Annotated in this window: 24 protein-coding genes, 1 tRNA gene and 1 pseudogene; 11 read left to right on the top strand and 15 right to left on the bottom strand. The window is 64.1% G+C overall.

The genetic code is table 11. The features are described from left to right. Positions 1-63 precede the first annotated feature (63 nt). Entirely contained in the window at positions 64-1,362 is a 1,299-nt protein-coding gene (locus AC56QP_RS22170; protein WP_489858049.1) for a L,D-transpeptidase family protein, read from the top strand. Between the two features lie 11 nt (positions 1,363-1,373). Next, positions 1,374-1,616 carry a sulfurtransferase TusA family protein gene (locus AC56QP_RS22165; RefSeq protein ID WP_489858050.1) on the top strand — a complete coding sequence of 81 codons (243 nt, stop codon included), beginning with the start codon at positions 1,374-1,376 and terminating at the stop codon, positions 1,614-1,616. A 7-nt stretch (positions 1,617-1,623) separates the two neighbouring features. On the opposite strand, the gene AC56QP_RS22160 is transcribed toward AC56QP_RS22165, so the two are convergent. Further along, positions 1,624-2,748 carry a CobW family GTP-binding protein gene (locus tag AC56QP_RS22160; RefSeq protein ID WP_489858051.1) on the bottom strand — a complete coding sequence of 375 codons (1,125 nt, stop codon included), beginning with the start codon at positions 2,746-2,748 and terminating at the stop codon, positions 1,624-1,626. A gap of 89 nt (positions 2,749-2,837) precedes the next feature. Then, complete coding sequence (locus AC56QP_RS22155) at positions 2,838-4,004, bottom strand: D-alanyl-D-alanine carboxypeptidase family protein (protein WP_489858052.1); 1,167 nt, start codon at positions 4,002-4,004, stop codon at positions 2,838-2,840. 216 nt (positions 4,005-4,220) lie between these two features. Here AC56QP_RS22155 and AC56QP_RS22150 point away from each other — a divergent pair, with 216 nt between their 5' ends. Together AC56QP_RS22150 and AC56QP_RS22145 are read left to right on the top strand one after the other, a co-directional pair. Continuing rightward, on the top strand, positions 4,221-5,384 hold the full coding sequence (locus tag AC56QP_RS22150) for a M20 aminoacylase family protein (RefSeq protein ID WP_489858053.1): 1,164 nt from the start codon (positions 4,221-4,223) through the stop codon (positions 5,382-5,384). An 84-nt stretch (positions 5,385-5,468) separates the two neighbouring features. Further along, positions 5,469-5,545 (top strand) — tRNA-Arg (locus AC56QP_RS22145). A gap of 123 nt (positions 5,546-5,668) precedes the next feature. Here the strand turns inward: AC56QP_RS22145 and AC56QP_RS22140 are convergent. After that, positions 5,669-6,073 carry a cupin domain-containing protein gene (locus AC56QP_RS22140; RefSeq protein ID WP_497103660.1) on the bottom strand — a complete coding sequence of 135 codons (405 nt, stop codon included), beginning with the start codon at positions 6,071-6,073 and terminating at the stop codon, positions 5,669-5,671. 141 nt (positions 6,074-6,214) lie between these two features. Between AC56QP_RS22140 and AC56QP_RS22135 the strand changes: the two genes are divergently transcribed. From AC56QP_RS22135 to AC56QP_RS22125, 3 genes are all read left to right on the top strand, one after another. Next, the gene (locus tag AC56QP_RS22135) at positions 6,215-7,210 is read left to right on the top strand and encodes a LysR substrate-binding domain-containing protein (protein ID WP_489858055.1); all 996 of its coding nucleotides are present in this window, start codon (positions 6,215-6,217) and stop codon (positions 7,208-7,210) included. A gap of 804 nt (positions 7,211-8,014) precedes the next feature. Continuing rightward, positions 8,015-8,191 (top strand): site-specific integrase, encoded by a 177-nt coding sequence (locus AC56QP_RS22130; RefSeq protein ID WP_489858056.1) that lies wholly within the window; start codon positions 8,015-8,017, stop codon positions 8,189-8,191. A gap of 207 nt (positions 8,192-8,398) precedes the next feature. Further along, entirely contained in the window at positions 8,399-8,959 is a 561-nt protein-coding gene (locus tag AC56QP_RS22125; RefSeq protein WP_489858057.1) for a cytochrome b, read from the top strand. A gap of 35 nt (positions 8,960-8,994) precedes the next feature. Here AC56QP_RS22125 and AC56QP_RS22120 read toward each other — a convergent pair whose 3' ends face one another. The 9 genes from AC56QP_RS22120 to AC56QP_RS22080 all read right to left on the bottom strand — a co-directional run bounded on the left by AC56QP_RS22120 (position 8,995) and on the right by AC56QP_RS22080 (position 18,315). Next, entirely contained in the window at positions 8,995-9,429 is a 435-nt protein-coding gene (locus AC56QP_RS22120; RefSeq protein ID WP_489858058.1) for a YqaA family protein, read from the bottom strand. 6 nt (positions 9,430-9,435) lie between these two features. After that, a complete protein-coding gene (locus AC56QP_RS22115) occupies positions 9,436-10,920 on the bottom strand; it encodes a multicopper oxidase family protein (RefSeq protein WP_489858059.1) in 1,485 nt (494 codons plus the stop codon). Between the two features lie 211 nt (positions 10,921-11,131). Then, complete coding sequence (locus tag AC56QP_RS22110) at positions 11,132-11,485, bottom strand: cupin domain-containing protein (RefSeq protein WP_489858060.1); 354 nt, start codon at positions 11,483-11,485, stop codon at positions 11,132-11,134. 138 nt (positions 11,486-11,623) lie between these two features. Then, the gene (locus AC56QP_RS22105; RefSeq protein WP_489858061.1) at positions 11,624-12,517 is read right to left on the bottom strand and encodes a sugar phosphate isomerase/epimerase family protein; all 894 of its coding nucleotides are present in this window, start codon (positions 12,515-12,517) and stop codon (positions 11,624-11,626) included. A 69-nt stretch (positions 12,518-12,586) separates the two neighbouring features. Beyond that, positions 12,587-13,525, bottom strand: a complete 939-nt coding sequence (locus tag AC56QP_RS22100; protein WP_489858062.1) for an ABC transporter substrate-binding protein — start codon at positions 13,523-13,525, stop codon at positions 12,587-12,589. A gap of 77 nt (positions 13,526-13,602) precedes the next feature. Continuing rightward, on the bottom strand, positions 13,603-14,619 hold the full coding sequence (locus tag AC56QP_RS22095; RefSeq protein ID WP_489858063.1) for an ABC transporter permease subunit: 1,017 nt from the start codon (positions 14,617-14,619) through the stop codon (positions 13,603-13,605). Further along, positions 14,616-16,160: a sugar ABC transporter ATP-binding protein gene (locus AC56QP_RS22090; RefSeq protein ID WP_489858064.1), complete on the bottom strand. Its 1,545-nt coding sequence runs from the start codon at positions 16,158-16,160 to the stop codon at positions 14,616-14,618. The genes AC56QP_RS22095 and AC56QP_RS22090 overlap by 4 nt, the downstream gene beginning before the upstream one ends. After that, complete coding sequence (locus tag AC56QP_RS22085; protein ID WP_489858065.1) at positions 16,157-17,536, bottom strand: FGGY-family carbohydrate kinase; 1,380 nt, start codon at positions 17,534-17,536, stop codon at positions 16,157-16,159. Before AC56QP_RS22085 ends, AC56QP_RS22090 begins: the two co-directional genes overlap by 4 nt. Continuing rightward, positions 17,533-18,315 (bottom strand): DeoR/GlpR family DNA-binding transcription regulator, encoded by a 783-nt coding sequence (locus AC56QP_RS22080; protein WP_489858066.1) that lies wholly within the window; start codon positions 18,313-18,315, stop codon positions 17,533-17,535. Before AC56QP_RS22080 ends, AC56QP_RS22085 begins: the two co-directional genes overlap by 4 nt. Before the next feature lie 195 nt (positions 18,316-18,510). Here AC56QP_RS22080 and AC56QP_RS22075 point away from each other — a divergent pair, with 195 nt between their 5' ends. From AC56QP_RS22075 to AC56QP_RS22065, 3 genes are read left to right on the top strand one after another with little or no spacing between them, the layout of a single operon-like run. Next, positions 18,511-19,551, top strand: coding sequence for a class II aldolase/adducin family protein (locus AC56QP_RS22075; protein ID WP_489858067.1), 1,041 nt, complete (start codon positions 18,511-18,513; stop codon positions 19,549-19,551). A gap of 15 nt (positions 19,552-19,566) precedes the next feature. Continuing rightward, on the top strand, positions 19,567-20,841 hold the full coding sequence (locus tag AC56QP_RS22070; RefSeq protein WP_489858068.1) for an FGGY-family carbohydrate kinase: 1,275 nt from the start codon (positions 19,567-19,569) through the stop codon (positions 20,839-20,841). Next, a complete protein-coding gene (locus tag AC56QP_RS22065) occupies positions 20,838-21,689 on the top strand; it encodes a TIGR01459 family HAD-type hydrolase (protein ID WP_489858069.1) in 852 nt (283 codons plus the stop codon). The genes AC56QP_RS22070 and AC56QP_RS22065 overlap by 4 nt, the downstream gene beginning before the upstream one ends. On the opposite strand, the pseudogene AC56QP_RS22060 reads toward AC56QP_RS22065, so the two are convergent. Next, a pseudogene (locus AC56QP_RS22060) lies at positions 21,676-22,693 on the bottom strand (sugar-binding transcriptional regulator). The gene AC56QP_RS22065 and the pseudogene AC56QP_RS22060 overlap by 14 nt on opposite strands. A 156-nt stretch (positions 22,694-22,849) precedes the next feature. Between AC56QP_RS22060 and AC56QP_RS22055 the strand changes: the two are divergent. After that, positions 22,850-23,653 (top strand): hypothetical protein, encoded by an 804-nt coding sequence (locus AC56QP_RS22055; protein WP_489858071.1) that lies wholly within the window; start codon positions 22,850-22,852, stop codon positions 23,651-23,653. 20 nt (positions 23,654-23,673) lie between these two features. Here the strand turns inward: AC56QP_RS22055 and ptsP are convergent, their stop codons facing one another. Together ptsP and AC56QP_RS22045 are read right to left on the bottom strand one after the other, a co-directional pair. Next, positions 23,674-25,659 (bottom strand): phosphoenolpyruvate--protein phosphotransferase, encoded by a 1,986-nt coding sequence (gene ptsP, locus AC56QP_RS22050; protein ID WP_489858072.1) that lies wholly within the window; start codon positions 25,657-25,659, stop codon positions 23,674-23,676. Between the two features lie 55 nt (positions 25,660-25,714). Further along, complete coding sequence (locus AC56QP_RS22045) at positions 25,715-26,095, bottom strand: PTS glucitol/sorbitol transporter subunit IIA (RefSeq protein ID WP_489858073.1); 381 nt, start codon at positions 26,093-26,095, stop codon at positions 25,715-25,717. Positions 26,096-26,111: the final 16 nt, after the last annotated feature.

The raw sequence follows: 26,111 nt of genomic DNA, 5'->3' as shown, positions 1-26,111 counted from the left end.
CACAGTGCAGTAGCCGTGGCATGAATTGCCCCGGAGCCAGAGAAAAAGACGATATCCGCAGCCATGTTCGCAAAGCTTGCCCGCACCGGAATCCTGATCGCCGCCCTCGGCGTTGCCGGGTGCAACGATTCGTCGATGAAGGATTTCGCGCCCGAGGCCAACAAGCCGCTGCCCGACAAGATCCTCGCCGATATGAAGGCCAAGGGCATGGTCCGCACCTCGTCGGTGATGGCCCGCATCTTCAAGGAAGAGGGCAAGCTCGAAATCTGGAAGGCCAAGACCAACGGCCGCTACGACATGGTGGCGAGCTACGATATCTGCAAATGGTCAGGCAAGCTCGGGCCGAAATACACCGAAGGCGACCGTCAGGCGCCTGAAGGCTTCTACACAGTCCGCCCGTCGCAGATGAATCCGCGCTCGAACTACCATTTGTCTTTCAACATCGGCTTTCCCAATGCCTATGACCGGGCCAATGGCCGCACCGGCGCCAATCTGATGGTGCACGGCGCCTGTTCATCGTCCGGCTGTTATTCGATGACCGACGCGCAGATCGAGCAGATTTATGCCTTCGGCCGCGACGCCTTCCAGGGTGGCCAGACCGAATTCCAGATCCAGGCCTTTCCGTTCCGCATGACCGCCGCCAACATGGCGCGCTACCGCAACGACCCGAATTATGAATTCTGGAAGATGCTCAAGGTCGGCTACGACAATTTCGAAATCACCAAGGTGCCGCCGAAGGTCGACGTCTGCGAGAAGCGCTATGTCTTCAACCAGGTTGCCGCCGACGGCCAGACGTTCGATCCGACGGGTCCCTGCCCGGCGACCACGCAGCCGGATTCGCTGAAAAGCGCCTACAACTCCTACATGAGCACCTACGACGCTGCGTTCAACGGCGCGATCAAGGCCAGCGTGCCGCCGCCCAAGCCGACCATCGCCGGCATCAAGGAAGCCAGCATCGTCTCCGACTGGTCGAAGCGCCGCGCTCGCGGTGAGCGCGTGCCGATCGATCCGCCGTCGCTCAATTCCGACGGTTCGGTCACCGAGACGGCGCGCATGGGCCGCATCGATTCGCCGGCCGGCCGCAAGATGGCTGCACTCGAGGCCGAGAAGGCCGCCAAGCAGAAGGCCGAGGAGCAGAGGCTGGCTGCCATAGAGGCCGCCAAGGCGGCCAAGGAAGCCGCCAAGGCACAGGCCCTGGCCGAGAAGGAAGCGGCCAAGGCCGCCAAGGAAGCGCCTGTCGCCACCGCCACCATTACCGCTCCCACCGAGGCCGGGCCGGCAGCCGAAACGCAGGCCGCGAGTGCCGATGAGAGCAAGGTAACAAAGCTGAAGAACAAGCTGCTCGGCATGTTCGGCGGCTGAGTTTTCCCGCCGTGACCAAGAGCGATGCTGTCTATGACCTCAAGGGGCTGAACTGCCCCTTGCCCGTACTCAAGGCGAAGAAGCGGCTGGCAGGGATGCACCCGGGCAGCAGGCTATGGATCGAAACCACCGATCCGCTGGCCGTCATCGACATCCCCGCATTCTGTTCCGACAGCGGCCACCGCCTCGTCGAAACGGCGGCGGTCGCGGGCGGTCATCGTTTTCTGGTCGAGCGCGGCGAACAGCGATCGTAGAATTTAGCTAGCGCCCGGCGATCGCCAGCGGATTGTTTTCCAGCGCCGCGCGGTCGGGCGTGTCGATCGACGGACGGTTGGTGAAGGCGGCGAACAGCCGGCGCACATAGTCTTCCGGCATGTCGAGCGTGATCAGCACCAGCCGCGTGCCGCGCTGGCCATCCGGCCAGAACGGCAATTGCACCGGCGGATGCAGGATCTTCTGCACGCCATGCACCACCAGCGGTCGCGATGGGTCTTCACTGAGTTCGATGACGCCCTTCATGCGCAAAAGGCGTTCGCCATGCGCCGAGCGCAAAAGGTCGAGAAACATCTCAATCGCTGAAAACGGCACCGGCCCATCATGGACCAGCGAATAGGAACGCACGCGCTGATCGTGGCGATGGCCATGGTCATGGCCATGGTCATGGTCGTGGCCATGCGCGTGATCATGGCCGTCATGATGGTCGTGATCATGCGCCGCTTCCTCGCCAAGCCAGCGCCGCACATCGGCGGATTTGGTCGCCGGATTGTAGAGGCCGCAGTCAAACAGAGCCGCCACGCCCGTCCCCGTGTCGGCGGCATCGAGCAACTCGGCGCCCGGATTGACTTGCCGCAAGCGCACCCGCAGCGGTTCCAGTTCACGCGGATCGGTGACCAGATCGGCTTTGCTCAGCACGATGCGGTCGGCCACGGCGACCTGCTTCACCGCCTCGACATGCGCATCGAGCGTCGCATTGCCATTGACCGCGTCGACCAGCGTGATGACGCCGTCGAGCCGGAAGGCCTGCACCAGCGCCGGATGCGCCATGATCGACTGAAGCACCGGCGCCGGGTCGGCAAGGCCGGTGGTCTCGACGATGACACGGGCGAGACGGGCAATGCGGCCGGTCTGCAGCCGGTCGACCAGATCGGCCAGCGTGTCGACCAGTTCGCCGCGCACCGTGCAGCAAAGACAACCGTCCGAAAGCTGGATGATGCCGTCGGAAGCCTGCTCGACCAGCAGATGGTCGATCGCCACCTCGCCGAACTCGTTGATGATGACGGCGGTGTCTGCCAGTGCCGGATCCTTCAAGAGCCGGTTGAGCAGGGTCGTCTTGCCGGCGCCGAGGAACCCGGTCAGCACCGAGACGGGGATCGGGAAGTCCGCCATTAGGCTCTGACTTTTTGTTTGAGCATGATCTCTTCCGAAAACCGGATTCCAAGTTTCGCTGGTGCGGACCTTCGGTTCGGGATCATGCTCTAATTCGCGACCTTGACCGGCTGGTCGCCCTGGGCCGCCGAGCCCGTCACAGTCGGATCGCCGCCGGCAGGTGCCGGCCGGTCAGGCCGCCAGCTTGGGATCGGCACGTCGGCATATTCCTGGCCGCCTTGGTCAAGCATGGCCTTCGGCGCCGGGCCGGTGGCGCCGCCGAGGCCGACGGCAACCAGCGTCGGCACATGGTCGAGTTTTTCCTGATAGGGCGACTTCGGCACGTTTTTTGGGGCGGCAGCCGGCGGTGCCTCGGACTGCTCTTCCGGCGCCTTCTTCCTGCAGATCTCGTCATGCATATCGTTGGGCGAGACGGTGTCGCCGTACGGCGCCAGCGTGGCAATGGTCGCCGAGCCGGCAGCCGGCGTGTCAAACCCCTGATCGAGCAGTTTCGCTGCCGTTTCGGCGCGGCTGACCGCCGATTTCTCGCCAAGCACCACCGCGACCAGCGTGCGCCCGTTGCGCGTCGCCGAGCCGATCATGTTGAAGCCGGACGGACAGACGAAGCCCGTCTTCATGCCGTCGGCGCCGGGATAACGGCCGATCAGCAGATTGTAGTTCGGGATCGCCTTCTTGCCGACGGCCAGACCCTCGATCGAGAACCATGGCGCATATTGTGGAAACTCCCGGCGGATCGCCATTACCAGCACGGCAAGGTCGCGCGCCGTCGTGTACTGGTCGGGCGAATAGAGCCCGTTCGGATTGACGAAATGCGTGCCGGTCATGCCGAGACGGGCCGCTTCGGCATTCATGCGGTCGGCGAAGGCAGCCTGCGAGCCGCCGACATTCTCGCCGACAGCCATCGCGATGTCATTGGCCGACTTGACCAGCATCATCTTCAGCGCGTTGTCGAGCCGCATCACCGAACCTGGCTTGAAGCCCATCTTGCTTGGCGGCTCGGCGGCGGAGTGTTTCGTCACCTTGATCGGCGAATCAAGCTGGACCTCGCCGGCCGCGATCGCCCGGAAGGTCACATAGGCGGTCATCAGCTTGCTCAGCGACGCCGGATACCAGCGCTTGAAGGCATCCTGCTGTTGCAGGATCTTGCCGCTGTTCAGGTCGAACAGAACCACTGGATTGGCCTGCGCCGGCCCGGCCACGGCCGAGAGCACGATTGCGCCAGCCGAGAATAGTTTGAGGAAATGCCTGTGCCGCATGATCAAATCCGAAATCGCCTCTTGCCGTAGTCGCCCCTGGCTCCGTAAGATTTCGTTACACGATCGCCAGCATAATGGGTCCGACCCTCAAAACCCGGACCGCATCGTTGCGGTGCTATTTACCCTATGTGACGCCAACATGGCAAAGTGCCTGACGATCACAATTGCAAGGTGGTGGGCAATACCCGCCTGCTCGAACAGCGAGATGGAATTATCATGCCAATCCTGAACCGTGCCGCCGAAATGCAGGACGAGGTCGCCGGCTGGCGCCAACATCTGCACCAGACGCCAGAACTGAACTTCGACGTCTTCAAGACCGCCGCCTTCGTCACCGAGAAACTGAAAGCCTTCGGTTGTGACGACGTGGTGACCGGCCTCGGCAAGACCGGCGTCGTCGGCATCATCCGCGGCCGCCAGGGCGAAGGCCCCACCATCGGCCTGCGCGCCGACATGGACGCGTTGCCGCTCAACGAGATCACCGGCAAGCCTTACGCTTCGACCATTCCCGGCAAGATGCATGCCTGCGGCCATGACGGCCACACGGCGATGCTGTTGGGCGCCGCGAAATACCTCGCCGAGACACGCAACTTCACCGGCTCGGTGGCGGTCATCTTCCAGCCGGCCGAGGAAGGTGGCGGCGGCGGCAACGAGATGGTCAAGGACGGCATGATGGAACGCTTCGACATCTCCAAGGTGTTCGGCATGCACAACATGCCGGGCCTGCCTGTCGGGCAGTTCGCCATCCGCCCGGGTCCAATCATGGCGGCGACGGCCGAGTTCACCATCACCGTGAAAGGCAAGGGCGGCCACGCGGCGATGCCGCACGGCACGATCGACCCGATCGTCATCGCCAGCCAACTGGTCGGTGCACTTCAGACGATCGCCTCGCGCAGCACCGACCCGGTCGAGGCCGTGGTGGTGTCGGTGACCAAGTTCCACGCCGGCGATGCCTACAACATCATTCCGGAATCCGCCGAAATCGCCGGCACGGTGCGCACCTTAAGGAAGGAAATCGCCAAGAAGGCGGAAGAACGCATCCGCGCCATTTGCGACGGGCTGGCGACCGCTTTTGGCGCCAAGATCGAGGTCGACTACCAGGCAAACTACCCCGTGACCTTCAACCATGCCGAAGAGACGGTCTTTGCCAGCGACGTCGCGGCAAACGTCGCCGGCGATGCCCATGTGCACCGCGGCATCCAGCCAGTGATGGGTGGCGAGGATTTCTCCTACATGCTGGAAGCCCGCCCCGGCGCCTTCATCTTCATCGGCAATGGCGACACCGCCGGCCTCCACCACCCGGCCTACGACTTCAACGACGAGGTCATCCCGCACGGCATGAGCTATTGGGTGAAACTGGCGGAAACCGCACTCGCTGCCTGATGCCATCCGCCGAAAGGGCTGGCCGATTTGCGTTCGGCCGGCTCTTGGCGAAACGATCCGAAGCGTCTATGTGTCGGGCCGCGTGGTCCCGTAGCTCAGTAGGATAGAGCGGCAGATTCCTAATCTGTAGGTCACAGGTTCGATTCCTGTCGGGATCACCATGGTTTCACAGCAAAGATGACCGAGGGCAGTCGGCTCGAAAATTCGATCGACATGTCCATAGGTTAGTTGAAGCTGCGAGCATTTGAGCCCACAGCCTCGGCACATCCAGCTTTCCAGCTTCTTTACGCGGCAGCCTGGATTGGCGGCCCGGTGAATTCGCATCCGAAGGCAGATGCCAGCGCATCTATCTCCGCCTTGTGCTGCGGTATCTGGAGTCCCTGCTTGGCGACGCTGGCAAAGAAACCCTCAAATCCTCCGGGCGTCACGCACGTCACGAAGCGGGCCGCCGTGTCGCTGGTAACGAGGAAGGCGTGTTCCTTGCCACGGGGTATGAACACCGTATCTCCCGCTTGACGCATGAAGCTCTCGCCTTCAAGCCAGAAACGGGCTTCCCCTTCAACGATGTGGATGATCTCGTCCTCATTGTGGTGGATGTGGCGAGGCGGGCCGGATTGCGGCTTCACGACAGCCGAGAACATGCCGAGCAGACCATTCGTTTCAGTTGGCGTGATGAGGATGGTGTACACCGACTGGAGCCATGAGACAGAGGTTCCGGCGGGGAATGCGTCCACAGTCTGATACATTTTGCTTTCCTTCGTGCTGTTCAGGTCAAGCGAAGCCGGCCGGCGTCGTGGTGACTTATCGTGCGAATTTCGGCATAATCGAAATTGATTGTTGCTATCCTAGGTATTGACCGTGTGAATTTCCGAACCTTTGATTTGAATCTCTTGCGCGTGCTGGACGGGATGCTGGCGATGCGCAACACGACCCGCGTGGGAGAATCGATCGGGCTCAGCCAGCCTGCGGTCAGTTCTGCCCTCCGGCGCTTGCGAGATGTTCTGAACGACCCGCTTTTCGTCCGCCAGGGGCAGGTGCTGGTGCCGACCGACTTCGCACTGTCGCTGCAGGAGCCAGTCCGCTCGGCGCTGGACAATCTTGAATCGGCTCTCTCGGGTGGAGGCGATTTCGACCCTGCTCACATCAGTCGAAATTTCGTGATCGGCGCATCAGACTTTTTTCACGAAATGCTCATGCCGAGACTTGCCGGCATCGTTTCGATCCAAGCGCCAAATGTCAGGCTCAAGCTGCTGGCAGCCGAAACAGAGACATTCGGCGCCATGCTGACGGCGAACCGTTTCGACATGGCGTTGTCGATCGGCGTGGACACACCGGCATGGGTGGAGCGCAACCCGGCATTCAGGGCGTCTAACTCCGTGGTCGCGCGGCGCGGCCATAGACTGCTTGGATCATTGCGGCGGCGCGATACCCTGCCACTCGATCTGTTTTGCGGGCTTCCACAGGTGATATTTTCGGTGACCGAGGAATTCACCCATTTCGAGGATGCTGCCCTTTCACGGATTGGCCGGGCAAGGCATGTGCAAATGTCCGTGCCTGGTTATTATGGAGTCGGACGGATCGTTGCGCAGACAGATCTTATTGGAGTGCTGCCGACCCGCTTCGCCCTTTCGGTCGCGGACAAGCTTGGGCTCGAAATCTTCCGTCTGCCTTTCGAAATGCCTTTGGTGGAAATGTTCCTGTACTGGCGCTCACGCGATACGACCAGTCTCGAACAAGGCTGGCTGCGCTCGCTCGTGCTTGATTTGTTGTCGCCTCTGGACGAGGTGCATTTTCCGATCCGCCCGGACGATAGAGGACCGCTCTGAGGTGCTGTTGTTGTGCCGATTCCGGGTTGATATGCCAGCGGAGTGAAGGAGTTCGGCAGCGCAAATTTGCCAGGCCGCCGACCTGAGCGACAAAACTCGCCACTGAGTGAGCGTGCCAGCGACAGAGACTTAACGAGGGCCAGCCAGGGCTTACCGGCCGCTGGATGTGATCTGCCCAAATGCCAAGACTGCGGAAAAGAACACGAATGCAGCAGACACAGAAATCACGATGACGAGTGAATCGAAAGGCATGAGCCGCTCTCCCATTTTTGTGAAAGCGTAAGTCGTGCTGCTCCTCGGACTCTTGATCCAAGTCAAATGGGCCCTATCCCTCCCGGAACAAAAAAGCCCGCCCGGCCCGAGAGCCGGGCTGGGCATTTACCAAGGCACGAATTGGTCAGGCTTCCTGTCCATCACCAGGGCGACGCCTCGAGCCGCAGCCATCTTTGCGATAAGAGCCCCCAGATCGGCATCCGATCGCATCGATCCGGTTTTCTGTCGGAGTAGGGAAACCGCCTCTGTGACAGAGAGGGGGACTTCCCCCTTTGGCTCGCTCAAGATTCTGTCGGCTGCAGCCGCAACGTTGCAGGTTTCTGGTGCAAGCTGAATCCTCATGGCTACCTCCATTACAAAGGTCGCGCTACGTGAACTCCGCAACCCAATTACGGTTCCCACCAAGCAGCAAAAACGAGCCTGCCGGCGTCGCCCTGCTGGCGCTCAGGAGCGCGAGGCGACAAGGGCGCCGCAGGCCAGCCCGCCCTACAGGTCAAGCACACCGGCCTTCACGCGTTGAGCCATTTCTAGGTGTCATGGCTGATCAATCGCAGGGAATATGGCGGCTTGGGTTTGCCGGCGAAGATGGTGCAAGCGCGTTTGGGCCACAGTTCCATCACGTTGATCATGGACACCTACGGCCACGTGTTCCCGAGGACTGATGTTGCCGCAGAGCTGGCGAATACCGAGGCCTCGCCGCTGCAGTGACTGCGACATGGCGACGGCAAAGCCTTGAGCTATAATGATCGGAGGAAGTTTCCTAATCTGCAGGTCACGGATCGATTCTTGTCGGGATCATCGTGCTTTTCGATCGTTTAGCGAAGAATCGCCGCACTTTTGCGAAGATTTAGTCATTGGAGAGGACGAAACCATCCCGCCCGCGTGCGCCCATTTGATAATTGTCGGGTCTCGGAGGTGAGAGAGAATCCCCGCCTGCATTGGCATTTCGTCATTCGTCTGCTGCATTGGCTGACCGTAGTCGCGCTCGCGGCACAAATCACCATAGCCTTCGGACCGATGAACGGGCCGGGTATGGCGACGATGAACTGGCTTCCGCTCCACATGTCGATCGGCGCGACGATCTTCGCCATCATCGTGCTCAGGCTTTGCTGGCGCGTCTGCACCCGGGCCCCAGTCAGGCAAACCTCACGGCTCGCGCGGTTTGCGACAGCTTTCTTCCACGTGTCTCTCTACGTCACGATTCTTGCCGTCCTGATAACGGGATGGCTGGGCTACCGGCCAATGCCCTTCATGCCGCCCGCACGGCTTTTCGGAACCTTGCCCGTGCCGTTAGCGCCATCCGTCGGCGCACTGTCGGCAAGGGGTTTCGCGCTTGTCCATGCAAAGCTGGTCTGGATAATGCTTGGGCTTGCCGGTGTTCACATCCTGGGTGCTCTGGCGCATTTCGTGCTGTTGCGCGATGGCGTCATGCGAAGCATGGTCTTCAGTCGGCCGACCACGGCCTCGCGGGGATAGTATGTGCGCTTGCGGGCGACGATGAGGTCGGCTGTTCACGCCATCGCCCACAATCCCCCCGCAACGATCACCGCATAGCGCGCGGCCTTGCCTATTGCGACAAGAACGACGAACACACCGAGGTTCACGCGTGCCGCGCCCGCCGCAATGGTGAAGGCATCCCCGACGACCGGCAGCCAGGCAAACAGCAGTGTCCATTCGCCAAAGCGTCGGAAGATTCGGCTTGCCTGCTCATAACGATCGGCAGTGACGGGGAACCAGCGCTTGTTTCGGAGCGAGTCGATGCCCCGCCCCAGAACCCAGTTCACCACGGAGCCGAGCGTGTTGCCGATCGTGGCGACCACAAGGAGCAGCCCCGGATCACCGCGGCCCGCGACGATCAGGCCAGCGAGCACCGCCTCCGATGAAACCGGCAGGATGGTTGCGGCGAGGAACGCACTGAGGAACAGCGCGCCATAGAGCGCCACCACGCCGGACTATGCCTGCACGTCGACAATGCCCATCATGCCGAGCTGCTCATGCTCGAGGATATGGCAGTGATACATCCTCGGCCCTGGCCGGTCCTGCCGCAACAGCAGCCGCACCGTCTCTCCGCGCGCGACGTTGACGGTGTCTTTCCAGGCGCGATAGGCCGGCTTTGATATCTCGCCGCGGCGCTCGTGCTCGACCACCTGGAACTGCGTCCCATGCACATGGAATGGATGATCCATGTCCGCCTTGTTGACGATCTCCCAGAGTTCGACCTGTCCAGCCTTGGCGACGATGTCGACGCGCTTCATGTCGAAAGCGGCGCCGTTGATCAGGAACCCCATCTCCATGTCGGTGGCGTTCATGGTCATGGTTTCGGTGAAGACGAAGCGCCGGCTGACGGCAGGAGCGCCGAGTTGCGCGATCGGCCGCAGCCTGTCAGGCAAGGGCGGGGCCGGCTCGGCCGGCGTCTGCGAAACATTGACCGTGAACAGCGTCAGACCGGCATCGGCGGGACGTCCAGCGCCCATCCAGCCGCGATCGTAGTCGAGCGTGGACAGCGTCGCGGTGCCGGGCTTCTCGAAGAAGACAATCAGTTCAAGCCGTTCCGCCGGGCTGAGCAGGATGTCGTCGGCCGCGACCGGCGCCTCCAGCAGACCGCCGTCCGTTCCGATGATCGTCATCGGCGCGCCGTCGAAGGAGAGCCGCAAAAAGCGCGCGTTGGTCGCATTGTAGAACCGGAAGCGCCGCTTCGTGCCGAAGGGGACCGTCAGAATTGGATTCTTCTGTCCATTGACCAGCACATGGTCGCCGACGCGCCCATTCATCAGGTCCGTCATCGTGTTGTCGGGCAAGCTGCCATCGGCCGCAAGACGCAGGTCGGTGAACACCAGCACGGTGTCGCCATAGGCGGCCGGGATCGGATCGGCCTTCGGCTTGACCACGAACGCACCGGCAAGGCCGCGATAGACCTGCTCGGCCGTCTTGCCGTGCGGATGCGGGTGATACCAGTAGGAGCCGGCGCTGCCTTCCGGCAGGTCGAAGCTGTAGGTGCGATCGGTGCCCGTCGCGACCGGGTCCATGGGATTGCCGTCCTGGTCGGCCGGCACCGGCATGCCATGCCAGTGGATGGTGCTTGCCTCGTCCGCAATCCGGTTGGCGAAGGTGATCTCGACGCGGTCGCCCTCGACCGCCTCGATCAATGGCCCGGGGCTGGTGCCGTTGTAGGCGAGGATCGGCGTGTCCAGCCCTTCCGCGAAACGCACCGTGGCGGACTCAGCCGTCAGCTTCGCCTTGAACAGGCCGGGCGTATCGGCTTCATTGGCGAGGCGGGACAAGTCGCGAAGGGCTTCTCCTTCCGGCAGCACGGCCGCGCCTTGCGGCGCGGCGCCCATATCCATGCCGGGCATGTCGTCCATCTTCATCTGGGCGGTGGCACGCTTGCTGACGAGAACCGTCGCAAGACCTGCCGCCAGAAAACCGCGTCGATGCATCTGTCGTCTCCTCGATCAGCCATTGAACGCCAAGGTTGATCCCAAGAAGACTGCCTACGCACGGCCGGGTCAATGCGGCGTTTGGACTGCCTGGTCGGCCTAGCGTTCATGGCCGCTGGAAAGCTCTTCGATGATCGGGTAGTGCGCGCGACCATCGCGCCGAAAATCCGCCATGGGCGCCGACCATCAGCAGCCCGCGCGAACAGGCCTTTCAGCCAAGTCTGACGACAAAGTGCTTCGTCACCGGCTCGACGATCTTCCAGGTTCCCTTGAAATCGGCTTCCACCACGAAGGCATCGCCGGGACCCACTTCGACCGGTGCGCCGCCGTCGGGCGTGATGATGATGCGGCCGGCGATCATGTGCACGAACTCGTAGTCGGTGTAGGTCGCATGATAGGTGCCGGGTGTCGCTTGCCATGTGCCCGACATCACCTTGCCGTCTTCGGTCGTGTGCTGGACCGCGGTCTTCATGGTCGGGTTGCCCTCGACCACGACCCAGCCGGCCAGATCGCCGGCTTCCGCGTTCTCGACGGCGCCGAATTTGAGAATCGTCTCGTGTGTCATGCCCTGGGCTCCGTCTGGTCCGATGTGCTGGCATCATGTGCCTGGACGGTCAGATAGCCGATGCCCCTGCCGCGGGCAATGGCGGCGCCGCGCGCCGTGCGCCGTGCGGCCCGGCGCTACATCCGGTTCGACGGCGGGTTACGGTTTGTGCTGCGCCGAGACAAGCTCGGCCTTGCGCCGCGCCGTCTCCAGTCCGAGGCCGATGAAGGCGCGCGCGTGCTTGGCGAGCGCCATGTTGTCGGTCCACAGATTGCGCCAGATGGCGGTTTTCTTCGACAGGTTCTCGTCGACGATTTCCGAGGAGAAGGATTCGAAGCTGAGGTCGTCGCTGTAGCCGATGGCGGTGAGCGCATCGAAGATCGCCGCGAAGTCGATATTGCCGGTGCCGAGGAAGCCGCGATGGCTCTCGCCGATATGGACATAGCCGATCTTGCTTGCGGCGTGGCGTATGGCCAGCCCGACATCGGCCTCCTCGATGTTCATATGGAAGGTATCGAGATGCAGGAAGATGTTGTCCGAGCCGGTATCCTCGATGAAGGCCAGGCCTTGCGCGGCGGTGTTGAGCAGGTTGCTTTCGAAGCGGTTGACGATTTCGAGGTTGAGCGTGACGCCGGCCGCCTTGGCCGTATCGGCGACTTTCGCCAGCGTGGCGGCGCTGCGGTTCCATTGATCGCGCGTCGGTGCCTCGACCTGCAGTCCATGACTGGCCGAGAGGATACCGCCGACCTTCTGGCCGCCGAGATCGCGCGTCAGCGCGATGGTTCTGTTGAGGATGTCGACACCGCGCCCGGCAACCGCCTTGTCAGGGCTGGAAATGTCGCCGTCGGCCGGCAGGCCGATGCTGATCGCGACGCCGAGCCCGAGATCGGCGATGCGCCTGGCGAGCCGGCCGATATCGACATTGGCGGGGTCGAGATAGGAGAACTCGATCAGGTCGAAGCCGGCCTCCCTGGTGTTGGCCAGCGTCCGTTCGAGCTCGGCCTGCGCCGAACTCGCCGACCAGACGAAAGAATGGATTCCGATGCGCGACATGATCGTCTCCGGTTTGCGGATGGGAATGGGCGCGGCCGGGTCAAGTCGGCCGCGCCCGTGTTGGACGGATCAGCGGGCCGCGGTCCAGCCCTTGTAGTCCTTCAGGTTCTCGGCGGTGATCAGCTTCGGGTCGAGCAGCACGGTTGCCTCGGCCGGTTTCTTGCCGGCCAGCAGGTCAGCCGCCATCGTCAGCGACTGGCCGGCCATCACATAGGGATCCTGCGAGGCCGAGGCCTTGATCATCGACGTGCCGGAAGCGAGTTCCTTCTCGATATCCGGGGCGCCATCGACCGCGGTGAAGATGAACTCGGAGCGGTTGAGCTGCTTGGCGGCGAGCTGGGCGCCGATCGCCGTCGGATCGTTGATGGCAAACACCGCATCGATCTTGTCGAAGCGGGTGAGCAGCGACTGGAACACCTTCAGGCCGCCGTCGCGCGAGCCTTCGGCATTCTGGTCGTCGGAGAGGATCTTGATGTCCGGATGCTGCGAAAGCACGTTCTTGCAGCCCTTGACCCGCTCCAGGATCGACGACGATGCCGGGCCGTTGAGGATGACGTAGTCGCCCTTGCCGCCGGTGTGGTCGACCAGATACTGGCAGGCCTCCTCGCCAGCCTTGACGTTGTTGGTCATCACGGTGACATCGGCGCCGGGCGCCGAAACGTCGAAGGCGGCAACGATAATGCCGGCCGCCTGCGCCTTCTTCACCGCCGGCGCGATCGCCTTGGCATCGACGGCATTGAGCATGATCACGTCGACGCCGGCGGCGATGAACGAATCGACCTGCGAGACCTGCTTGTTGAGGTCATAGTCGGCCGACACCGACGTCACCTCGACCTTCGGATTGATCTTCTTGGCCGCGTCCTCGATGCCCTTGATGGTGGCGACAAAGAAGGGGTTGCCGAGCAGGCCGACCGAGATGCCGACCTTGTTCAGCTCCTTGGCCGAAGCAGGCGCGATGGCGACGGCCGCGAGTGCGACGCCGCAGAGCAGTTTGGCGATGGTCTTCATTTTCTTCCTCCGATTGCCCCGCGCCTCTCACGGTGCGTTACACACAAACCGGCTCGTTGACCGGCGACTAAGGTCAATCACGTTCTTGCTCCGGCCTGGAGCCTGTAGCGGTCGAGGGCGACCGCCACGATGATGACCAATCCCTTGATGATGTACTGCCAGATGTCCGAAACCCCGGCCAGGATGAGGCCGTTGGAGAGCACCGCGATGATCAGGCCGCCGATCAGCGTGCCCCAGATCGAACCGACGCCGCCGACGAAGCTGGTGCCGCCGAGGATGACGGCGGCAATGGCGTCGAGTTCGTAGGACTGGCCGAGCTGCAGCCCGTTGGCGGCATAGAGCCGGGCCGCCGACATGGCGCCGCCAAGGCCGGCCAGAAGACCGGAAACGCCATAGACGAAGAGCAGCACCAGCGGCACCTTGATGCCGGTCAGCCGCGCTGCCTCGGCATTGCCGCCGACGGCATAGATCCAGGTGCCGAGCACGGTGCGCTTGAGCACCAGCCAGGACAACACGACGACCGACAGCGCGATGATGACCAGCCACGGAATGCCGAACAGCGAACCGTTGCCGATGAAGTCGAACGGCAGGTCCGAATTGAACACCGTCGTGTCCTGGCCGAGCAGGCGGGCAACGCCGCGCACCGCTGTCAGCGAGCCCAGCGTGACGATGAAGGGCGGTAGCTTGATGTAGGCGATGAGCAGCCCGTTGATGAGGCCGAAGCCGAGACCGGCCAGGATGGCGGCCGGAACGCCGAGCAGTCCCCAGTCCGGCACCAGCGACACCATCACCGCCACCATCGCCGAGGCGGCCAGGATCGAGCCAACCGACAGGTCGATACCGCCGGTCAGGATGACGAAGGTCATGCCGGCCGCCAGCACGATGTTGATCGACGATTGCTGGGTGACGATCAACAGGTTGGTCTCGGTAAGGAAGCGCGGATTGAGGAACTGGAAGCCGGCTGCCAGCAGGATCAGGATCGGCAGCATGCCGAGCGCGGCGAAGGCGGTGCGCAGCCGCCGGCTTCGCCCGGCCGCCTGCTCACCCGCGCTCGTCGTTCCGATCGCCCCGGTCTCGATCGACTTGTCGGTCATCGCTGAGCTGCTCCCGTTGCAAATTCCATGATCGCCTCCTGGCTGAGCGGGCGGTCCTGCGATGCCGTCACCTCGCCGGCGATGGTGCCGTCGCGCATCACCAGAACGCGGTCGGCAACGCCAATCACCTCCGGCAACTCGCTGGAGATCATCAGGATGGCGATGCCCTTCTTGGCGAGATTGTCGATCAGCCGGTAGATTTCCGACTTCGCACCGACATCGACGCCACGGGTCGGCTCGTCGAGGATGACGACTTGCGGCTCGGTCTCGAGCAAGCGGGCGAGCAGCACCTTCTGCTGGTTGCCGCCCGACAGCGAGCCCGCATTGGCCTGTACGGACCGGGCGCGGATGGACAGATCGGCGATGGCCCCGGCGGCACGCCGCCCCGCGGCGGCGAAATCGCGCAGCCCCCCTGCCCGTGCGTCCCTGGCGAGCACACCCATGCTGATGTTGTCTGAGATCGACATGTCGAGGAACAGGCCGAGTTCCTTGCGGTCCTCGGTGAGATAGGCGATGCCGGCATCCAACGCCTCGCGCGGCGAACCGATCGAGATCGCCTTGCCGTCGAGTTCCAGCGTGCCCGATGTGCGCCTGTCGGCGCCGAAGATCAGCCGCGCAAGCTCGGTGCGACCGGAGCCAACCAGACCTGCCAGCGCCAGCACCTCGCCCTTGTGCAGGTCGAAGGAACAGTTCTTCAGCAGACGTCCGTCGGACATGCCGCGCACCGACAGCGCCACCGCGCGCTTTTCGTCCGGCGGGCGATGGTCCTTCTTGTAGAAAGCCGACAGATCGCGGCCAACCATCATCGACACCAGCCGCGAGGCACTGAGATCGGCGCGCTCGAGCGTGCCGACATAACCGCTGTCGCGCAGCACGCTGACGCGGTCGGCAAGCTGGTAGACCTCTTCCATGCGGTGGCTGATGTAGATGATGGCGATGCCTTGCGACTTCAGTGTCGCGATGACCTCGATCAGCCGGTCGGTCTCGCGCGAGGTCAGCGACGTGGTCGGCTCGTCCATGACGATGATGCGCGCATTGGTCGACAGCGCGCGGGCGATCTCGACCAGCTGGCGCTCGCCAAGCGACAGGCTGGAGACCGCATCGCGGGCCGAGAAGGAGACACCGAGCCGCGCGATGATCTCCCCGGCGCGCCGGTCGCACTGGTCGCGGTCGACGATGCCGAAGCGTCGCGGCTCGTTGCCGAGGAAGATGTTCTGCGCCACCGTCAAATTGGGCGCCAGCGACAGCTCCTGATAGATCACCGCGACGCCGCTGGCGCGCGCCTTGATCGGATCACCGGTCGCGGCCGGCATGCCATCGATCAGGATCTCGCCACCGGGATCCGGCCGATAGGCGCCAGACAGCACCTTCATCAAGGTCGACTTGCCAGCGCCGTTTTCGCCCATGAGCGCGTGGACTTCGCCGGCATGGACGCTGAGCGAGACATCCTGCAAGGCGCGGATTGCACCGAACGTCTTTGAGATGTGCCGCATCTCCAGCACCGGCTGGCGCGCCGTCTCGGCCTCGGCGGCGGCGCTCATCGCACGCCTCCCGCTGCCGCGCCAGCGATGCCGCGATCCATGGCGAGAGCGCGCCAGTCATCGCGATAGCCGGCCAACCCCGTGAAACCCGAAGCGCGCACCGGCTCCGGCGCCTCGGCGGCGAATTCGCGCCCGACGCTCTCGAAGGCGAGCGCCGAGGCACCCGTGGCGCTGCCTTCCAGCGTGGCACCCTGCAGGAAGGCTTGACCGGGACGCAGCTGCGCCAGCAGGCTGGCAAGCAGGCCGCCATTGTTCAGCCCGCCATCGACGATGACGGTGTTGTTCGAATGGATGAGGTCGAGCGACAGGTCGACCATCAGCGCCACGTAGAGCAAGGCCACGGCCGCCCGTTCCTCGGAGCTGGGCGTGGCGCCGATGATTTCGCCGGAACAGCCGGACATCGGTCCGCCCGGCGCAAAGCTCGGCAGCGCCATGATGCCGGCGTCGATCACCCGCTGGATCGCCGGCAGCGCGATCGCGCCTTGCCAGCCGCCGCTGATGACAGCGAATTCGCGGCCGCCCATGAAGCGGATGGTCGGCACGGGCCCGCCATCGACATCGACATTGACCAGCATGTCGCGGTCGCGGTCGAGCGCGTCGAGCGGGCAATCGGGATTGAGCACGATGACCCAGGTGCCGGTCGAAACGACGGTGACCGGGCCAAGTTCTTGCCGGCGATAGGCATGCAGCGCCGCATTCGAGTCATGGACGCCGTTGTGGATGGCGATCGGACGTGCCGTATCGCCGAGGCGCAGCTCGCCGATGACGGCGCCGGCACGTTCGAAGGAAGGCATCCGGCCGCGCCATCCCTGGGCATCGACCAGCGAGGAGAAATCACGCTTGCGGGGCGCCCACAAATGCGAATGGCAGCCGAGATAGGACACTTCCGAGACCGGCCGGCCGCCAAGGCGCCAGCTCCAATATTGCGGGTAGCCGAGAATCGCTTTCGCCGCCGCAAAAGCGTCGGGCTCGACCTCCTGCAGCCACAGCATATGCCGGCCATAATTGAAGCCGAGCGGCAATCGCGGCGAGAAGGTTTCGGTGAAATCCGGAATGCGGCGATCGATCCGCGCGGCAATCTCGGCCGGCGGCTCCTGTTCGTAGTCGAGGATCGGATGGGTCAGCGCCGTCTCGTCGATCAGGGCAAAGGTACAGCCATGGCCTGACACCATCAGCCCTTCCACCCCGTGGCTGTCGACCGCGTCGGCGACGGCACTGAGCGCCCAGTCGTGGAGCTTGGCCTCGTCGAGCACGCTGAAGCCGCCTAGGCGCACCCATTTCGGCTGCGTCCGGCGCTCGTCGAGGATGCGTCCGTCCTGACCGAAGACAAACAGCTTCGAATTGGTCTTGCCGAAGTCGAGCACCGCCATTTTCACTGGACTGCTCCCGAGGAAGGAGCGATGCGCACCATGACACCGGCGTCCTCCAGCATGCGTGCATCGATGTCGGAGAGGCCGTCATCGGTTACCAGCGTACCGATGCGGGAGAGCGGCAGCGCGACATTGCGGGCGTGGATCGACAGTTTGCGGCTGTCGGCCAGCACCACGATCTGGTCGGCGCATAGGCTGAGCTCCACGATGGAGCGCACCAGCAGCGGATGCGATTCCAGCACGCCTTCCTGGCTAAGGCCTTGCGCGCCCAGAAAGAATTTCGAGGCATAGAAGGGGGTGCCCTGGGTGAGCGAGTGGATGATGCCGGGTTCGCGATGCAACTCGCCGCCCGCAACCGTCAGGCTGCAATGGCCGTGATCGCTCAGATAGGCCGCGAGCGGCATCGAGTTGGTATAGAGGCGGATGTTGCGCTCGGCGAGCTTGACCCCGAGGTGGAAGCAGGTCGAGCCGCCATGGACGATGACCGCATCACCATCGCGCACCATGGTCGCGGCAAGGGCGGCGATCTGCCGCTTGGCCTCGACCGCGAGATCGCGGTTCTCATCATAGGGCTTTGCGTAGGCGACGCCGGCCTGTGAGGCGCCATCAAGCGCCGAGATGCCGCCATAAACCTTCCGCGCTTCGCCGGCCTCGTCGATCTTGTCGATGTCGCGCCTGACCGTCGCGGCCGAAACGCCAAGCCGCTCCTGCAGCTCGCGCACCGAGGCGAACGGGCGGTCCCGCAACAGTTCGACGATCTGACGCTGGCGGCCGGATTCGCTCAACTCTTCCCTCCCAGATGCCATTTTTCACGGCAATTGGCGCAACTTACTCAACATCGGTCAGATTGCAAGCCAGTTTTGACGATAGTAGATCACAGTTGACGTAGATCGCTCGTATCTGCGATATCAGCGCCGACATCGATCCCGGTGACGGGATTTCGTGCGGGACACGACCTAGCCGTTGGAAGGAAAGGCACCATGGCGATCCAAGCTGATGCGCAGGAACTGGCTGCCTTGCGGACGCTTTCGGCCAGCATCGGGCAGAGCCCGCACCTGACCCAGGCGGCGGGCGGCAACACGTCGCTGAAAGCCGGCGACACTCTATGGATCAAGGCCTCCGGCACCTGGTTGAAGGACGCGCTCACCGAGGACATCATGGTGCCGGTGGCAATGTCGCCGCTGCTCAAGGCCGTCGAACAGCGCGACCGCGCCGCCGACCAGCCGCAGGCCTTCACCATTGCTGCGCTCAACCCGCGGGGGCTGCGCCCGTCGATCGAGACCACGGTGCACGCCTTGATGCCGCAGCGCGTGGTTCTGCATGTCCACTGTGTCGACACGATCTCGCTTGCCGTACAGGCCAACGGCGAGACCGAGGTTGCCAGGCGGCTCGACGGGATCGAATGGGCCTATGTCCCCTATTTCCGGCCGGGCCTGCCGCTTGCGCGCGGCATTGCAGAAAAACTTCGGCCGGATGTCGACGTGCTGATCCTTGGCAATCACGGGTTGGTCGTCGCAGCCGAAACCGTCGCCGAAGCGGAGCTTCTGCTGCGCCGCGTCCGGTCGCTGCTGGCACGGCCGGCGCGCGCGACTCCGGCGCCCGACATCGCGGCCTTGACGGCGCTCGCCGGCGACAGCTACCGATTGCCGGCGGATGTCGAAGCGCATGCGGTTGCACTCGACCCGGAAAGCCGGCGCATGGCGGAGGCCGGCAGCCTCTATCCGGACCACGTCATCTTCCTCGGCCAGGGCTCCGTCGTGGCAAGGCCTGGCGAGGATGTGGCGCGCGTTGGCGCGCGGCTGGGCACCGCGCCAGCGGCGATCCTGTTTCCCGGCGCCGGCGTCCTGATGCGCGGCGATGCCAGTGCCGGCGCCGACGCCATGCAACGCTGCCTTGCCGACGTGACGGCGCGGGTCGATGTTACAGCGACGTTGAACTATCTCACCGACGCGGAGAACGACGAGCTGGTCAACTGGGATGCCGAGCAGTATCGCCAGAAACTGAATGCCGCGGGCGGCTAGCAAAGGACAGATGACATGATGCCACTTGTCATCGGCATCGATATCGGCACGTCGGGCGCGCGCGCCGTCGCCATGCGTCCGGATTTTTCCATTGCCGCGCGTTCCGCCGTTCCGCTCGACAGGTTCGGCCAGAACCCCCGCGATCCCGCGGCCTGGTGGGCAGCCGTTGGCGCCGCGCTGACGGAGCTGCTTTCAGCAATCGACCGCGCCTCGGTCCGCGCGATCGCCGTCGACGGCACGTCCGGCACGCTGCTGCCGGTCGACGGTGCCGGGCGGCCCCTTGCCGAGCCGCTAATGTACAACGACAAGGTTGACGATGACGGCACCCTGGCCGTGATCGCCCGCGAGGCGCCGGCCGCGAGCGCCGCGCACGGAGCGACATCCGGCCTCGCCAAGGCCCTGTGGTTCCAGCATCTGCCCGGCATTGCGGCGGTGCTGCACCAGGCCGACTGGATCGCCGGAAAACTTTCCGGCCGTTTCGATGTCAGCGACGAGAACAATGCCCTGAAGACAGGCTATGACGTCGAGGCCCGCCGCTGGCCGGACTGGATCGCGACGACCGGAATACGCATGGACTTGCTGCCGCGCGTCGTCGAGCCGGGTGATGTCACCGGCGCCCTGACCGCGGCCGTCGCGGATGTGTTCGGCTTGCCGCGCGATGTGATCGTGGTCGCCGGCACCACGGATGGCTGCGCCTCGTTCCTGGCGACCGGTGCTGTGACAGCCGGCGACGGCGTCACCGCGCTGGGCTCCTCGCTGACCATCAAGATCCTGTCCGACCGGCCGATCTCGGCGCCGCGCTTCGGCATCTACAGCCATCGGCTCGGCAACGCCTGGCTGGCCGGTGGCGCATCGAATTCCGGCGGCAAGGTTCTGGCACAGCATTTTTCGCTGGCGCGGATCATCGAGCTCAGCGCCACGATCGACCCCACGACGAAAACTGGCCTCGACTACTATCCGCTAAGCACGGCCGGCGAGCGTTTTCCGATCGCAGATCCGGCGTTGCCGCCACGCCTTGAACCACGGCCAGCGGATGACGCCGACTATCTGAAAGCGATGTTCGAGGGCATCGCCGCGATTGAAGCTCTTGGCTATCACAGGCTTGCCGAGCTTGGCGCCCCTGCCCTGACATCGGTCAGGAGCGTCGGCGGTGGCGCGGCAAACCCGGCCTGGACGGCGATCCGACAGCGCAAGCTTGGGGTCGATTTCCTGCCAGCACTTTCCGACGAGGCCGCCGCCGGGACGGCGCGGCTGGCGCTGATCGGCGCAGGCAAGGCGGGGCTTCTATGAGCGCCAGAAAGGTCGTGCGCCTCGATGACATCGGGCCGCTGGCGGAGCGCTACGAGGTCTTCCTGCTCGACCAGTTCGGCGTACTGCATGACGGCTCGGCCCCTTATCCAGGCGCGGTTGCGGCGTTGTCGGCGCTGAAGCGCGCCGGCAAGACCGTGGTGCTGATTTCCAATTCCGGCAAGCGCGCAAGGCCCAACGAGGACCGCCTGCTGAAGCTCGGCTTCGCAGCCGGAAGCTGGGACCATTTCGTCTCCTCCGGCGAGGTGGCGTGGCGATCCTTCCACGGAATGGCGGCAACCGGAGCGTTGCGTCCCGATACGAACTGCCTGCTGATCAGCCGCGACAACGACCGCACGGCGATCGAAGGCTTGCCCTTTGTCCTGACCGAGGCTGGCGACAAGGCCGAACTGGTGCTGATCTCGGCCAGCGAAGGTGACCGCTACGACCTCGGCCATTATCGCCGGCTGCTTGCCCCGGCGGCGGCGCGGCAGGCGCCGTGTTTCTGCACCAATCCCGACAGGATCATGCTGACGGCGGTCGGACCTCGCTTCGGCGCAGGCGAGATCGCCGATCTCTACGAAAACCTCGGCGGCAGCGTCACCCGCATCGGCAAGCCCTACCCGGCGATATACGACGCGGCGCTTGCGCTCGCCGGCAAGCCGGACCGCGGCACCGTGGTCTGCGTCGGCGACAGCGTCGAGCACGACATAGCAGGGGGAAATGGCGCCGGCATCGCCACGGCGCTGGTGCTGAGTGGAATATTGGCGGACACGCCCGATCTCTCCGTCGTTTTCGACGAAGAGAAGGCCTGGCCGGACTATATCACGGCTTCCTTCAGCCTGCGCTGACCGCCTCGAGCATGCGCCTTGCGCTTTCCTCGTCGGTGATCAGGATCGTCGGCGCGACGAGGGTCATGGCGCCGAGCAGCGCTTCGATCTTCTCCTCGCCGCCGGAGGTCAGGATCCGGATCGGCGCCTTGCGCAGCCGGTCGACATCCACCGACATCACCAGGCTGTTGATCGGATGGTCGACCAGATCGCCATTGCGGTCGAAGAAATGAAACAGAAGGTCGCCGACGGCGCCACGCGCAAGCAGGGCCTCCCGATCCGCTTCCCTGAGAAAGCCGCCGCGAGAGAAGGTCGTGGCCGAAGCGATGCCGCCGACGCTCAGCAAAACGGCATCGAGCACGTTGGCCATTTCAAAAACCTCCTGCAGGCCGCAGCGCTCGACCAGCGCGATCTTGGTCTCGACGCTGTCGACGACCGCCGGCGTCGGGATCAGATAGCCGTCGCCCTGGAAGATTTGGGCGAAGCGCCAGGCGAACTCGGCCGGGTTGAACCGGCGCACGACGCCGACACCGCCAAGCAGCGAAATGACCTTGAAGTCGGTGAGCGATTTGGCGCTGATGAAGGGCAGGCTCGAGAACAGCGTCCGGCCCCAGCCAACGCCGACGCGCATACCGGATTTCATCGTGTCGGACAGGAAACTGCCGGTTTTGGCACTGATTGCCGCTAGCGGATCGGCGTCGGGCGCGGAAAGCGGCGCCACCAGCGCCTGCTGCAGCCCGAACGTCTTTTCAAGCGCCCGCTCCAGCCGCACGATTTCCGACAATTCGCTCTCGATGCTGATCTTCACCTCGTTGCGCGAGCGGGCCTCCGCCAGCATGCGCACGATGGTGACGCGGCCGACGCCGAGCACGTCGGCGATCTCGTTTTGCGTCATCTGCTCGACGAAATACATCCACGCGGCGCAGAATCCTGAGGCGATCCGTCCGGCTTTCGTTGACAACCTGCTCGGTTGCCCCGGTTCCCGCCCGACCGTCGTCGCTTTCGCTCTGTCGCCGCCTGGCCAAATCTACCCTCCCCCGCGGCGATGGACGCGCCCGCCGTCGCCGATTCTGCCTGCTGGTCTAATATCCCCTATTGATCTACCAATCGATAGGAACAATGTAGAGTAGGCGACTGGCCTCCTGCTGGCGGCCAGCCGCATGAATTCGAGGCGATCCGCGATGCTCCGACAAATCTCCGAAGATGTCCGCGTCAACCTGAAGGACCGGTTGCGGGAAGTCCGCGATGTCATCCGCCAGAGCCGCCACGACGGCACTGGCGACGCCAGTGTCTTGCGCGAAGCAACCAGCCATCTGCCGCCGTTTCCGGGCAAGGGCATCGAAGGCCTGCTCAGCCATGCCGCGAGCGCCGTCGACGAAGCGCTGTCGATTGCCGAATCGTTTGTTCCGCATGAGCGTCCGGTAAAGGTGGACGGCACGACCGCAAAAGGCCTCGGCACCTATTTCCCGGTCGGCAACGAGGACCGCCAGTTGAGCGCGGAGCGGCTGTTCCGGCGCGATATGTACTATCTGACCAAGGCGGTGCTTGCCGGCCTGAACATCGACAATGCCCGTATTCACGAAGCCGACTTTGCCGCCGTCCATGCCACGATGCGCAAGCGGCACGGCGACCTGCTGGCCGCACTGACCGCGCCTGACGCCGGGCTGCGGGCGATTGCGGCCACCTGTTCGGCGCTGCTGGTCGAGTGCCTCAACCAGCGCCCTGTCCGTTTTGCCGAAACCGCGTTGGAAACACCGGCGGCGCTGAGTGGCCGGGCGCTCGACATAAGCTGCCTGGCGCCGCTCGTTCTGGCCTGCGGCCTGGCGACCACCGGTCGAGACGGTTCGCCCGAGCCAGATATGCTCGAGATCGCGATCCTGGCGGCGGATATCCGTCACGATCGCATTGCTCAGGCCTGCGCCAAGGCGAATGCCATCGATGAACTGACCTCCGTTTTCACCACCTTGCTTGCGCACTTGCCATAAGCTCGGCCAGCGGCGGGGATTCAGTCCTCGCCCGCCATTGCCATGATCGTCTTCTTGGCGCGCGGGATCGAGGCCGGGCTCATGCTGAGCTCGGTCAGCCCCATCTTGACGAATGTCGCGATGAGATCGGGTCGGCCGGCGGCCTCACCGCACATGCCGACCATGATGCCGGCGGCGACGCCCGCTCTGGCCGTCATTTCGATCGCCATCATGACGGCCGGATTGGTGACGTCGTTGAGCTTGGCCACGGTCGGGTTGAGCCGGTCGGCGGCCATGATGTACTGGGTCAGGTCGTTGGTGCCGATCGAGAAGAACGCCACCTCCTTGGCCAGCGCCGGAGCAATCAGCACGGCGGCCGGGGTTTCGATCATCACGCCGAGATCGAACGCCGCATGCGGCACGCCTTCGGCTTTCAGTTCCGCCGCGCATTCCTCGACCAGGCCGCGCGTCCGCCTCACTTCCGATATGTCGGACACCATCGGCAGCATCACCTTGATGTTGCCATGGACGGCCGCCCTCAGCAGTGCCCGCAACTGTTGCTTGAAGATGTCGGGCCGGTCGAGGCACATGCGAATGCCGCGCCAGCCGAGGAAGGGGTTTTCCTCGTCGGGAAACTCGATGCCGGCAATCGGCTTGTCACCACCGATATCGAGCGTGCGTACGATGACCGGGTATGGGGCGAATGCCTTGGCCAGCGCCGCGTAGGTTTCCGCCTGCATGTCTTCCGAGGGAAGATGCATATGGCGCATGAACAGAAGCTCGGTGCGGAACAGGCCGACGCCCATGGCGCCGGCTTCCTGTGCCGCTTCGATTTCCTCCAGCGAGCCGATATTGGCGGCGACCTCGATGATCGTGCCATCGGCGAGCTTCGGCGTCACCGTCTTGAAGACCGTCAGCCCGTCGCGCTCCTTTGCGGCCGCTTCAACGCGGTTGGCGAAATCGGCTCGGGTCGCCGCATCGGGATCGATGATCACATGGCCGGCATTGCCGTCGAGTGCCACCTCGCGCGCGGTGCGCAAGGCATTGACCTGATCGCCGAGGCCAAGCACCGCCGGGATGCCGTGCGAGCGGGCGATGATGGCGATGTGCGAGGTGGCGCCGCCATGGCCGCACACCACGCCGCCGATGCGTTTCAGCGGCGCACGCGCCAGATCCCAGGCGCCGATGTCGTCGGCGATCAGGATGGCCCCTTCGGGGATGTTTTCGAGGCTGACGTCGTCCTGCCCGAGCAGCACGAGGCAGATCTGGCGTCCGACCGCATGGACGTCGTCCGCCCGCGCATTGAGATAGTGATCGTCGACGGCGCTGAAATCGGCGGCGATGGTGGAGGCGGCGGTGATGACGGCCGAGACCGCGTCGTTGCCGCCCTTGATCAGCCCCTCGGCCTCGCTGGTCAGGCTGTCGTCGGCGGCAATATCCCTGAGTGCCGCGACGATGCCACGGTCTCCCGCCGACAGTGTGTCCTGCCCCAACACCCGGTCCATGCGCGCCTGGACGGCGGCGACGGCGGCGCGGAACCTGTCGACCTCGCCCGCGATCTCCTCAGCCTGCAGCAGGCGGCCTTGTCCGGCGATATCCGGCGGGAAATGCGCGAAGGCCGGCCCGATGGCGAACCCTTCGCTTGCCGCCACGCCGCGCAGGCCGCTTGCTCCACCAGGTGCAGGCGGCGCGGCTTCGGGCACTGGTGCGGGTGCTGTTTTCTGCCCGGTGTCATTCGCTGGGCTCTGCGACTCGGCTTCATCGTCGAGGCCCGCCTTCGGATTCTCGAGATAGCCGATCAGCGCCTCGATGGCCTCGATGGCGTCGGCGCCGTTCGCCCGCACCGTGACCTCCTGGTTTTCCTTGACCGCCAGCAGCATCAGCTTGACGGAGCTTTTGGCGCTGACCGCCTTGCCGTCCTTGACCAGTTCGACCTCGGATTCGAAACCCTTGGCGAGCTTGACGAACCGCGTGGCGGGACGGGCGTGCAAACCTTCATGCACTCTGACGATGGTCGAGCGTTCCATGGCAATACTCTGGTTTTGGGCGCCGCTCCCAACATAGGCTGCGGCACGAATGCTGTCAGGCGGCGATGGTGATGATCGCACCCGTCTTCAGCGCGGCCACGAGCGCTTGGCTGTCGACTTGCGATGCGCAGATCTCGCCCGGCCTCTCGGCCTCGGTGGCGCCGTTGAACGAAATGACGACATGGCCCATTTCGAGCACCTTGCTCCAGGCGCTGGAGCCGACCGCTGTGATGGTTGCGGAAACCGGTCCAAGGGTGATCGACGCGCCCTTGTCGGGCGCGCCGTCACTGGGTCCGTGCTCCGTCTTGTGGAGCACGGAAACCTCGGCAAGCTCCGGCGGCGAGCCATCCGCGAACAGGATGACCACGCCCCCTTCGGCAAGGTCCGCCACTTCGGGCCCGATGGCAGTGACCCGTGTTCTCAATAGAACCGTCATATGGCGAACCTCATTT

The sequence above is a fragment of the Mesorhizobium sp. RCAM 05104 genome (genome assembly GCF_059683645.1).
The sequence above is the reverse complement of the archived record's forward strand: the minus strand, read 5'-3'. Positions and strand labels throughout refer to the sequence as shown.

What these genes read in the sequence shown, in the direction of transcription:
- ptsP (WP_489858072.1), bottom strand. Translation starts at nt 25,659, where the DNA reads ATGGAACGCTCGACCATCGTCAGAGTGCATGAAGGTTTGCACGCCCGT.
- AC56QP_RS22055 (WP_489858071.1), top strand. Translation starts at nt 22,850, where the DNA reads ATGCTCCGACAAATCTCCGAAGATGTCCGCGTCAACCTGAAGGACCGG.
- AC56QP_RS22115 (WP_489858059.1), bottom strand. Translation starts at nt 10,920, where the DNA reads ATGCATCGACGCGGTTTTCTGGCGGCAGGTCTTGCGACGGTTCTCGTC.
- AC56QP_RS22160 (WP_489858051.1), bottom strand. Translation starts at nt 2,748, where the DNA reads ATGGCGGACTTCCCGATCCCCGTCTCGGTGCTGACCGGGTTCCTCGGC.
- AC56QP_RS22075 (WP_489858067.1), top strand. Translation starts at nt 18,511, where the DNA reads ATGGCGATCCAAGCTGATGCGCAGGAACTGGCTGCCTTGCGGACGCTT.
- AC56QP_RS22090 (WP_489858064.1), bottom strand. Translation starts at nt 16,160, where the DNA reads ATGAGCGCCGCCGCCGAGGCCGAGACGGCGCGCCAGCCGGTGCTGGAG.
- AC56QP_RS22105 (WP_489858061.1), bottom strand. Translation starts at nt 12,517, where the DNA reads ATGTCGCGCATCGGAATCCATTCTTTCGTCTGGTCGGCGAGTTCGGCG.
- AC56QP_RS22065 (WP_489858069.1), top strand. Translation starts at nt 20,838, where the DNA reads ATGAGCGCCAGAAAGGTCGTGCGCCTCGATGACATCGGGCCGCTGGCG.
- AC56QP_RS22070 (WP_489858068.1), top strand. Translation starts at nt 19,567, where the DNA reads ATGATGCCACTTGTCATCGGCATCGATATCGGCACGTCGGGCGCGCGC.
- AC56QP_RS22095 (WP_489858063.1), bottom strand. Translation starts at nt 14,619, where the DNA reads ATGACCGACAAGTCGATCGAGACCGGGGCGATCGGAACGACGAGCGCG.
- AC56QP_RS22110 (WP_489858060.1), bottom strand. Translation starts at nt 11,485, where the DNA reads ATGACACACGAGACGATTCTCAAATTCGGCGCCGTCGAGAACGCGGAA.
- AC56QP_RS22100 (WP_489858062.1), bottom strand. Translation starts at nt 13,525, where the DNA reads ATGAAGACCATCGCCAAACTGCTCTGCGGCGTCGCACTCGCGGCCGTC.
- AC56QP_RS22045 (WP_489858073.1), bottom strand. Translation starts at nt 26,095, where the DNA reads ATGACGGTTCTATTGAGAACACGGGTCACTGCCATCGGGCCCGAAGTG.
- AC56QP_RS22155 (WP_489858052.1), bottom strand. Translation starts at nt 4,004, where the DNA reads ATGCGGCACAGGCATTTCCTCAAACTATTCTCGGCTGGCGCAATCGTG.
- AC56QP_RS22170 (WP_489858049.1), top strand. Translation starts at nt 64, where the DNA reads ATGTTCGCAAAGCTTGCCCGCACCGGAATCCTGATCGCCGCCCTCGGC.
- AC56QP_RS22150 (WP_489858053.1), top strand. Translation starts at nt 4,221, where the DNA reads ATGCCAATCCTGAACCGTGCCGCCGAAATGCAGGACGAGGTCGCCGGC.